The 6,837-nt window shown below is 65.3% G+C and carries 8 protein-coding genes; 3 read left to right on the forward strand and 5 right to left on the reverse strand.

Annotated features, from left to right (window positions below):
- Positions 1-195 precede the first annotated feature (195 nt).
- Entirely contained in the window at positions 196-1,176 is a 981-nt protein-coding gene (locus tag EB084_16920; GenBank protein ID NDD29940.1) for a hypothetical protein, read from the forward strand.
- Positions 1,177-1,649: 473 nt separating this feature from the next.
- The gene (locus EB084_16925; protein ID NDD29941.1) at positions 1,650-2,687 is read left to right on the forward strand and encodes a hypothetical protein; all 1,038 of its coding nucleotides are present in this window, start codon (positions 1,650-1,652) and stop codon (positions 2,685-2,687) included.
- A gap of 244 nt (positions 2,688-2,931) precedes the next feature.
- Here EB084_16925 and EB084_16930 read toward each other — a convergent pair whose 3' ends face one another.
- The 5 genes from EB084_16930 to EB084_16950 form a co-directional block, all read right to left on the reverse strand.
- Positions 2,932-3,336, reverse strand: a complete 405-nt coding sequence (locus EB084_16930) for a hypothetical protein (protein ID NDD29942.1) — start codon at positions 3,334-3,336, stop codon at positions 2,932-2,934.
- Positions 3,320-3,523, reverse strand: a complete 204-nt coding sequence (locus tag EB084_16935; protein NDD29943.1) for a hypothetical protein — start codon at positions 3,521-3,523, stop codon at positions 3,320-3,322. Before EB084_16935 ends, EB084_16930 begins: the two co-directional genes overlap by 17 nt.
- Before the next feature lie 248 nt (positions 3,524-3,771).
- A complete protein-coding gene (gene pyrI / locus EB084_16940; protein NDD29944.1) occupies positions 3,772-4,248 on the reverse strand; it encodes an aspartate carbamoyltransferase regulatory subunit in 477 nt (158 codons plus the stop codon).
- An 11-nt stretch (positions 4,249-4,259) separates the two neighbouring features.
- Positions 4,260-5,303, reverse strand: a complete 1,044-nt coding sequence (gene pyrB / locus EB084_16945) for an aspartate carbamoyltransferase (GenBank protein ID NDD29945.1) — start codon at positions 5,301-5,303, stop codon at positions 4,260-4,262.
- Positions 5,304-5,382: 79 nt separating this feature from the next.
- Positions 5,383-6,441, reverse strand: coding sequence for a PAS domain-containing protein (locus tag EB084_16950; GenBank protein NDD29946.1), 1,059 nt, complete (start codon positions 6,439-6,441; stop codon positions 5,383-5,385).
- A gap of 48 nt (positions 6,442-6,489) precedes the next feature.
- Between EB084_16950 and EB084_16955 the strand changes: the two genes are divergently transcribed.
- Positions 6,490-6,837, forward strand: a 348-nt coding sequence (locus EB084_16955; GenBank protein NDD29947.1) for a hypothetical protein, incomplete at its 3' end; no start/stop codon positions are given.

Raw genomic sequence — 6,837 nt, forward strand, 5'->3', positions numbered from 1 at the left:
CGCCTCTTGTCTCCTCACTGTGATTGGAGAGCATTTCCGAGGGACCAACCTGTCAACCTCTTCTGCGGGAGCGCAGCAGCGGTTCTTCGACCACGGTCGCAGTCCACACCACACCCGTTCCCTCTGGACCCCTCCGTGCGCCACGCACACGAACCTCGATGTAACAAAAGTCCCCCAGTTCGGGTCGAAGCCCCCGTGAGAACATCGACACGAACCATCGCCACACTCACCGTCATTGTCACCGTCATCACCATCGCCATCACCGTCGGCGCGGCCAAGGCCCGCCCCGCCCTCGACCCCGCGCAGTACACGCGCCAGACCCTGACGCACGGCGGCGTCGAGCGCGCGTATTATGTGCACATGCCCAAAGGGCATACCCCCACGCGTCCCCTGCCCGTGCTCATCTTGCTGCACGGCGGCGGAGGCAGCGCGACCCAGGCCCTCACCAGCTATCCCCTGCTGCCCCTCAGTGACCGCGAGGGGTTTGTACTGGTGGCCCCCAACGGCACAGGCCCGCTGCCCGCCGAGAAGATGCTCACGTTCAACAGCGGGTTCGGCTTCGGCTGGGCCTACAACCACCACGTCGACGACACGGGCTTCATTCGCGCGCTCATCACCGAACTGGCCAAAACCCAGTCGATCGACCGCCGGCGCGTCTACCTCACCGGCATGTCGAACGGGGCCGTGCTCTGCCACTACGCGGCCGGAGCAAACGCCGACCTCATCGCGGGCATCGCCCCCGTGGTGGGATCCGCAGGCGGCAGCGTTTCAGACCGCACGCCCCTCACCTGGCCCGCCAGACCCGCGCGCCCTCTCGACGTCATCATGTTCAACGGTGCCCTCGACCAGCACATCCCCCTCGAAGGGGGCTGGCAGAAGAAGCACGCCGAACGGGCCCCGCGCTTCATCGCATCGGCGCAGCAGACGGCGAACTTCTGGATCGAGGCCAACGGCTGCAATCCCACGCCGAAGGTCGAGGAGATGCCCGCCCAGCAGGCCACCCGCTACACGTGGAGCGGGGGCCGCGAGGGCACCCGCGTGGTGCTGTACGTGCTGCACAACCAGGGGCATGCCTGGCCAGGAGGCAAGGGGGCGAGAATCGTGGCCGACACGCCCTCGCCTCTGCTCGACACAGGTCAGGTGATGTGGGATTTCTTCAAATCGCGCACCCTGTGAGGCGCTGAGACAAGCGTGGGCGTCGATGTGACGCACGGGTAGAACGTGACAGCGGGCCTGCGCCCCAGCCTTGACAGGTGCTTCTCTGGGAAACCTCCACTTCTTCAGGGAGTGTTCCTCGACGACCCCCATCACGATTGGGGGTATCTCACCACTCACAGGCACAACGGGCTGGGACGCGCGTGCGCCGAACCGCGCCGCTGGCCTCGATGATCACGAGAGCGGGGTTGAGCAGCGTGGTCTTGCCCGCACCCAGCTAGCCGCCGATCACCGTCAGTCGAATGGCCGGAACGTTCCTGCGCCCCCGAGGAAGAAAGCTGGCTCCGTATGCGGTCGCTCCGGGGCCTGTGGAATGGATGACAAGAAGCCCGCGACCCTCATCGGGCTGAGAGGGTTCACGAGCTCCCCCGGATCCGTGCCAGAGCAAGTGTCCTCGACAGGGGCGGTGAACAGGCCGAGACAGCCCACCGGCGGTGGACGTTGCAGGCGGTTTCACATCGACCGTTGAAGGCAACGTCTGCCAGACACGTCTCGTTCCGCTCGCGTTGAATACGCGCGTCCTCCCTCCGCGCTGCGCCACGATCGCAGGTCTACAACCCATCTTCCAGGCGGTGTCCTTCGTGCTCGAACACGTTCCGAGTTTCGTCGTCTTCGTCACCCTGCTCAACCTGGCAATGAGCGCCGACGTAACCGACGTGAGAAACGCCCTTCGTGATCATTCCCTGATCGCGCGAACCGTGCTCTCGGTGCTCGTGCTCGTCCCCATGTTCGCCCTCGGGCTTACGTTCATCGATGCCATCCCCCGCCAGACACAGATCGCGCTGATTCTTCTCGCTGTGGCTCCAGGCGCGCCACTGGCCGCAAAGCGGGCGACCGCCCTGGGCGGAACGCTGCCCACGGCCGTGGCGCTGCAGACCACTGTGGTCCTTCTCGGCGGATTGACCGCCCCCCTCATGCTCATGGGCATTGCGCGCATGCACGGCGCCGAAGCAGACATCCCCTACGAATCGCTTGCTGCGCAGCTTCTCATCACGCAGCTGGTGCCGCTCGCCATGGGAATGGCGCTTCGTCACTTCGCGCCCCGTGTCGTGGGGCGCATCAGCGCGCCTCTCGCCACCATCGCCAACCTGTCGATGCTGTTGCTCTCCCTGGTCGTCGTGGTCAAGCTGACCCCTTATATGCGCGATCTCGACGGCGCGTCCTGGCTGGCCCTCTTCACCTTCTCGGCCTTCGCGCTCACCGTGGGCTATCTGCTCGGCGGCCCCTCACCGGAAGACCGAAGTGCCGTAGCCGTCTGCAGCGCCAACCGCAACCTGGGTCTGGCCGTGCTCATCGCAAGTCTGCTGGGCGACGGTCACGTCGGTGTGAAGGCCATGCACCTGGGCCCCACAATCACGGTGTTCGCCGTCGTCAACTTCGGGGTGAGCACGGTGGCCGGACAGCTGTGGAGGCGCATAGAGGCCCGCGAGCAAGCCTCAGCCCGCGAACAGGGCGCGAGTCCGACGCACTGAGCACAGCGACGGCAGCATTCATCCCCAGGGCCGTCGCGCGAACACCGTTACGCCCTCACGCGCAATGCGAGGTTCCCCGTGCCAGCCCACACCGTCACGTTCCATCTTCACGGCCCACGTCTGTGGCAGTACGCGCACCCGAAGCCCAGTACTGCCACATCGGTGGTACTACTGCGCACTTACGGCCCACATCTGTGGCAGTACGCGCACGACGGCGCACTCGCCTGGCACGAACGTGACAAACTCAGGGAAGATGCTCGAGGTCGTCCAGGTCTTTTGGTCGACCGGAGGCGCGCTTGTTCTTCTTGAGGTCGTCAAGACTGATCACCCGCACCGGCAGGCCATCAAGGGTGACCTCGAGACCTCTGACGAGGCAATCCCAGAGCTCCACGCCGTGAATGAAGTTTGAAACCTCGATGCGGTAGGGGGGCATGCCCATTCGAATGATTGTGTTCTTCTCGAGGAAGAGGCTCGGTGCTGCCTCGTTTGCTGCAAATCCGAAAGCCCGTAGCACATCGGCCATCTTCTGTGCAGTTGCTTCGTCGCGCGGGATCCAGATGTCGAGGTCGCCCGTTGCACGCGGATAGCCGTAGTAGCCGACTGCGTATCCTTCGATAAGGAGGTAGGCTACGTCATGGGCGCCGAGCAACCTCAAGAACTCTCTGAAGTCTGCTGTCAGTGATGGCATTTCCATAGTTGATGCGGCGCAGCTCTTCAATGTGTTGAAGTCGCTCTTCGGGAGAGCGCGACCACCAGTACTCGCGGTTTCGCTGCTCTTCGTCGGAATAGCTGTGAAACACTTCGATGACTCTCTTGACGCGCTGCTCTGGAATCACACTTCGCCCTCCACGTCGTCTTTCTGCTCAGCTGATGACGTTGCCTGCCGTAGAGGTGCGTCAACCTGTTAACAGGAAGGTTTGGCAACGTTTCCCCGATCAGACGACACCCTCACGGCCCCCATATGTAGCAGTACGCGCACCCGAAGCCCAGTACTGCCACATATGGGGTACTACTGCGCACTTACGGTCCACATCTGTGGCAGTACTCGCACCCGAGCGCTCGCACGCCCCCGTGCGCCCCGACCCTACACCAGCTCGATGTCGTCGCCCGCGGTCTCCTGCTGGCAGTAGTAGCACAGCAGCCGGATGGGGGGCTCGCGCCGCAGGGTGCGAAAACGCGTGGGAACGGGCTCGTGGCGGGTGATGCAGCCGTGGTTGCCGCAGCGCGCCAGCCCTACGTGCTCATCGGGCAGGCGCACCTTGAACTTGCCCGTGATGCGCGAGTCTTCGATGATGTTGATGGTGGCGTTGGGCGCCACGAGGGCGATGCGGTCGATCTCCTCTTGCGTGAGAACGCGGTTCTCCACCTTGAGGAGATCCTTGCGCTCGAGGTGCTCGCTCTTGAGGCCGAAGCCGATGGTCACGAGCGAGTCGCTGCCCACCAGCCCCAATATGTTCACCACCCGCCGCGCCTGCCAGTGGGGGATGTGGTCGATCACCGTCCCGTTCTGGATGCGGTAGACCCGATACTCGCGGTTGACGTCTTCAGACGACGCGCTCATGGCCATCTCACTCATGCGCCCCTCCCCGCCGCAATGAGACGCAGCAGCGCCTTGCGTACCGGCACGCCGCCGGCCGCTTGCTCGAAGTACCAGGCGTGCGGCGTGGCGTCGACGTCGGTATCGATCTCGTCGACCCGCGGCAGCGGGTGAAGCACCCGCATGTTCGGGCGCGCCTTCTCGAGCAGCGACGCGGTGACGCGGTAGGTGCCCCGCACCTTCTCGTACTCGCTCTCGTCGGGCATGCGCTCGCGCTGGATGCGCGTAACGTAAAGGATGTCGACGTGGTTCACCACTTCTTCAAGACGGTGATGCTCATGCACCTCGACGCCACGCTCGCGCAGCTGGCGCACCTGCTGGGCGGGAAACGCCAGCCCCTCCGGCGCAGCCAGGTGCAGCACCGTGCCCTCGACCATGGCCAGGGCGTCGGCCAGCGAGTGCACCGTGCGCCCGAACTTGAGATCGCCCGTGAGCGCCACTTCGAGACGGTCGAGACGCCCCTGGGTCTTGCGGATGGCGTACAGATCGAGCAGGGTCTGCGTGGGGTGCTGGTTCTTGCCGTCGCCCGCGTTGATGACCGGCACCCGGCTCACGTCGGCCGCCCAGCGCGCGGCGCCGTCGCGTGGATGGCGAAGCACGATGGCGTCGCAGTAGGCCTCGAACATCTTGATGGTGTCGTGAAGGGTCTCGCCCTTCTTCACCGACGTGCCCTCGGCCGTGTCGAAGCCAGCGGCCGTTCCACCGAGCTGATGCACGGCGGTGAGGAAGCTGTTGCGTGTTCGGGTGCTCGGCTCGTAGAAGAGCAGCGCCACCTGCATGCCCTTCAGGTCGTCGGTGCGACTGTCGCCCAGCGACTCGGCCACGTCGAGCACCTGCTCGATCTGGGCGCGATCGAGATCAACGATCGACACCAGGCTGCGGCCACTCAGGGCCGCGTCAACGCTCACTGCCACGCCAACGCCTCCACGGTTTGTTGCGCCCGTTGATTCGCACGCGTCACGGCGCTTCCTGCAGGGGATCGCTTTGTGTGCGCACGCAACGCGTCGCTCTCTGCACATCCCACACCCCCGACCGGAGATGAACACCCCGCACGTCGCGTCTGCATCCGTGAACGGGAGATGAACATCCCCCGCCCGGTCACCCCGCCGAGAGCGTGCAGCGCACGCGGGTGCCTCCCTCGCCTTCCGACTCGATGGTGAGCAGGGCGCCGATGATCGATGCCCGCTCGGCCATGAGGCGAAAGCCGAGGCCATCTCCTCGCTCGATGAAGGGCGCAAGCCCTCGGCCGTCGTCGATGACCGAGAGCTCGATGCGGTCTGCGTCGCTGTGGAGCCAGACGAGAATGCTCTGCGCCTTGGCATGGCGCACCGCATTGCTGAGGGCCTCCTGGGCGATGCGATAGAGATGCGAAGCACGCTCCATGTCGATGTCGATGAGACGCGACAGCTGAACCCGCAGCTCAACCCGAATCCCTCCGAGATCAGCGGTCTGGGTGACCAGCGCCTGCAGGGCCTGCACCAACCCCTTCGTCTCGAGCTCGACCGGGTAGAGGCCGCGCGCGAGATCGCGCGTCTGGCCCACCATCTCGCCGACGATCTCCGCGGCTCTGTCGGCAAGCTGCACAAGCGCTTCGTCGACCGCCTGCTCACGCAGCCGCCCGATCAGGTTGCGCACGAGAAGGCCCACGCCCACCAGCTGCTGGCCGAGGCAGTCATGCAGATCGCGACCGATGCGACGGCGCTCGCGCTCGGCGCTGTCGAGCACCTCACGCTGCAGGCGCGTCCGATCGCTCGAATCGTCGATGGTGACCAGGTACGATGCCCCTTGCTCGTCAAGGGCCGCCTCGACGATGAGCTCGACCGCGGCGGTACGTCCACGCGCGCTGCGCACGGTGGCCGGACAGATGACGCGACCCGCCGATGAGACCCGTCGATCGAGGAGATCGGCAAGCAGGCCGCACGCGACGTAGTCGAACAGCGACGTGCCGGCAAGCACGACCGGCGCGCATTCGAAGAGATGGAGGGCGCTCTGGTTGGCCCAGTCGATGCGACCGTCGCCATCGATCATCAAGATGGCGCACGGCGCAAGATCGACGACGCGGCGCCAGCGCAGGGCGGCGATCTCGAGGCTGCGCCAGCGGTTCTGGGGGGGCACGGCGCTCGCGGCGCCCCGAATCATTGTCAAGGTCTTGGCCATGGCAGATCTCCGTTGATCATCTTACCCAGCCCTCACCGTGTCTCTTCAGTGTACCCCGTCGACGCCAACCTCAAACCTTCTGGCGCGCGAAGAACGAGGGGCACACGCGCGCGAAGTCGAACCTTCCTCCTGTTCGCGCGCATGTCGCCGACCCTGACCGTGCAGATGCGTGACGCCGAGGCTGACCGTGCGCGTCACGGTCGCAAACCCTGGAGGAATGCTTTCATCGTGCGCCGACGCCTCATCGCCATCGGAGACCTGCACGGCGACGTGCACCGCCTCGTGCGCATCTTGCAGCGCCATGAAGTCTTTCTGCCCGGCACCCGCAAGTGGGCGAAGGCGGCCAACACCGTCGACGTGGTGCTGCTAGGCGACTACGTCGACTGGCGCGGCGAG

Source organism: Pseudomonadota bacterium, from assembly GCA_010028905.1.
Lineage (GTDB): Bacteria > Vulcanimicrobiota > Xenobia > RGZZ01 > RGZZ01 > RGZZ01.

Excerpts from the sequence above, each read along its gene's own strand:
- EB084_16950 (NDD29946.1), bottom strand. The coding sequence starts at position 6,441 with ATGGCCAAGACCTTGACAATGATTCGGGGCGCCGCGAGCGCCGTGCCC.
- pyrB (NDD29945.1), bottom strand. The coding sequence starts at position 5,303 with ATGTGCAGAGAGCGACGCGTTGCGTGCGCACACAAAGCGATCCCCTGC.
- pyrI (NDD29944.1), bottom strand. The coding sequence starts at position 4,248 with ATGAGCGCGTCGTCTGAAGACGTCAACCGCGAGTATCGGGTCTACCGC.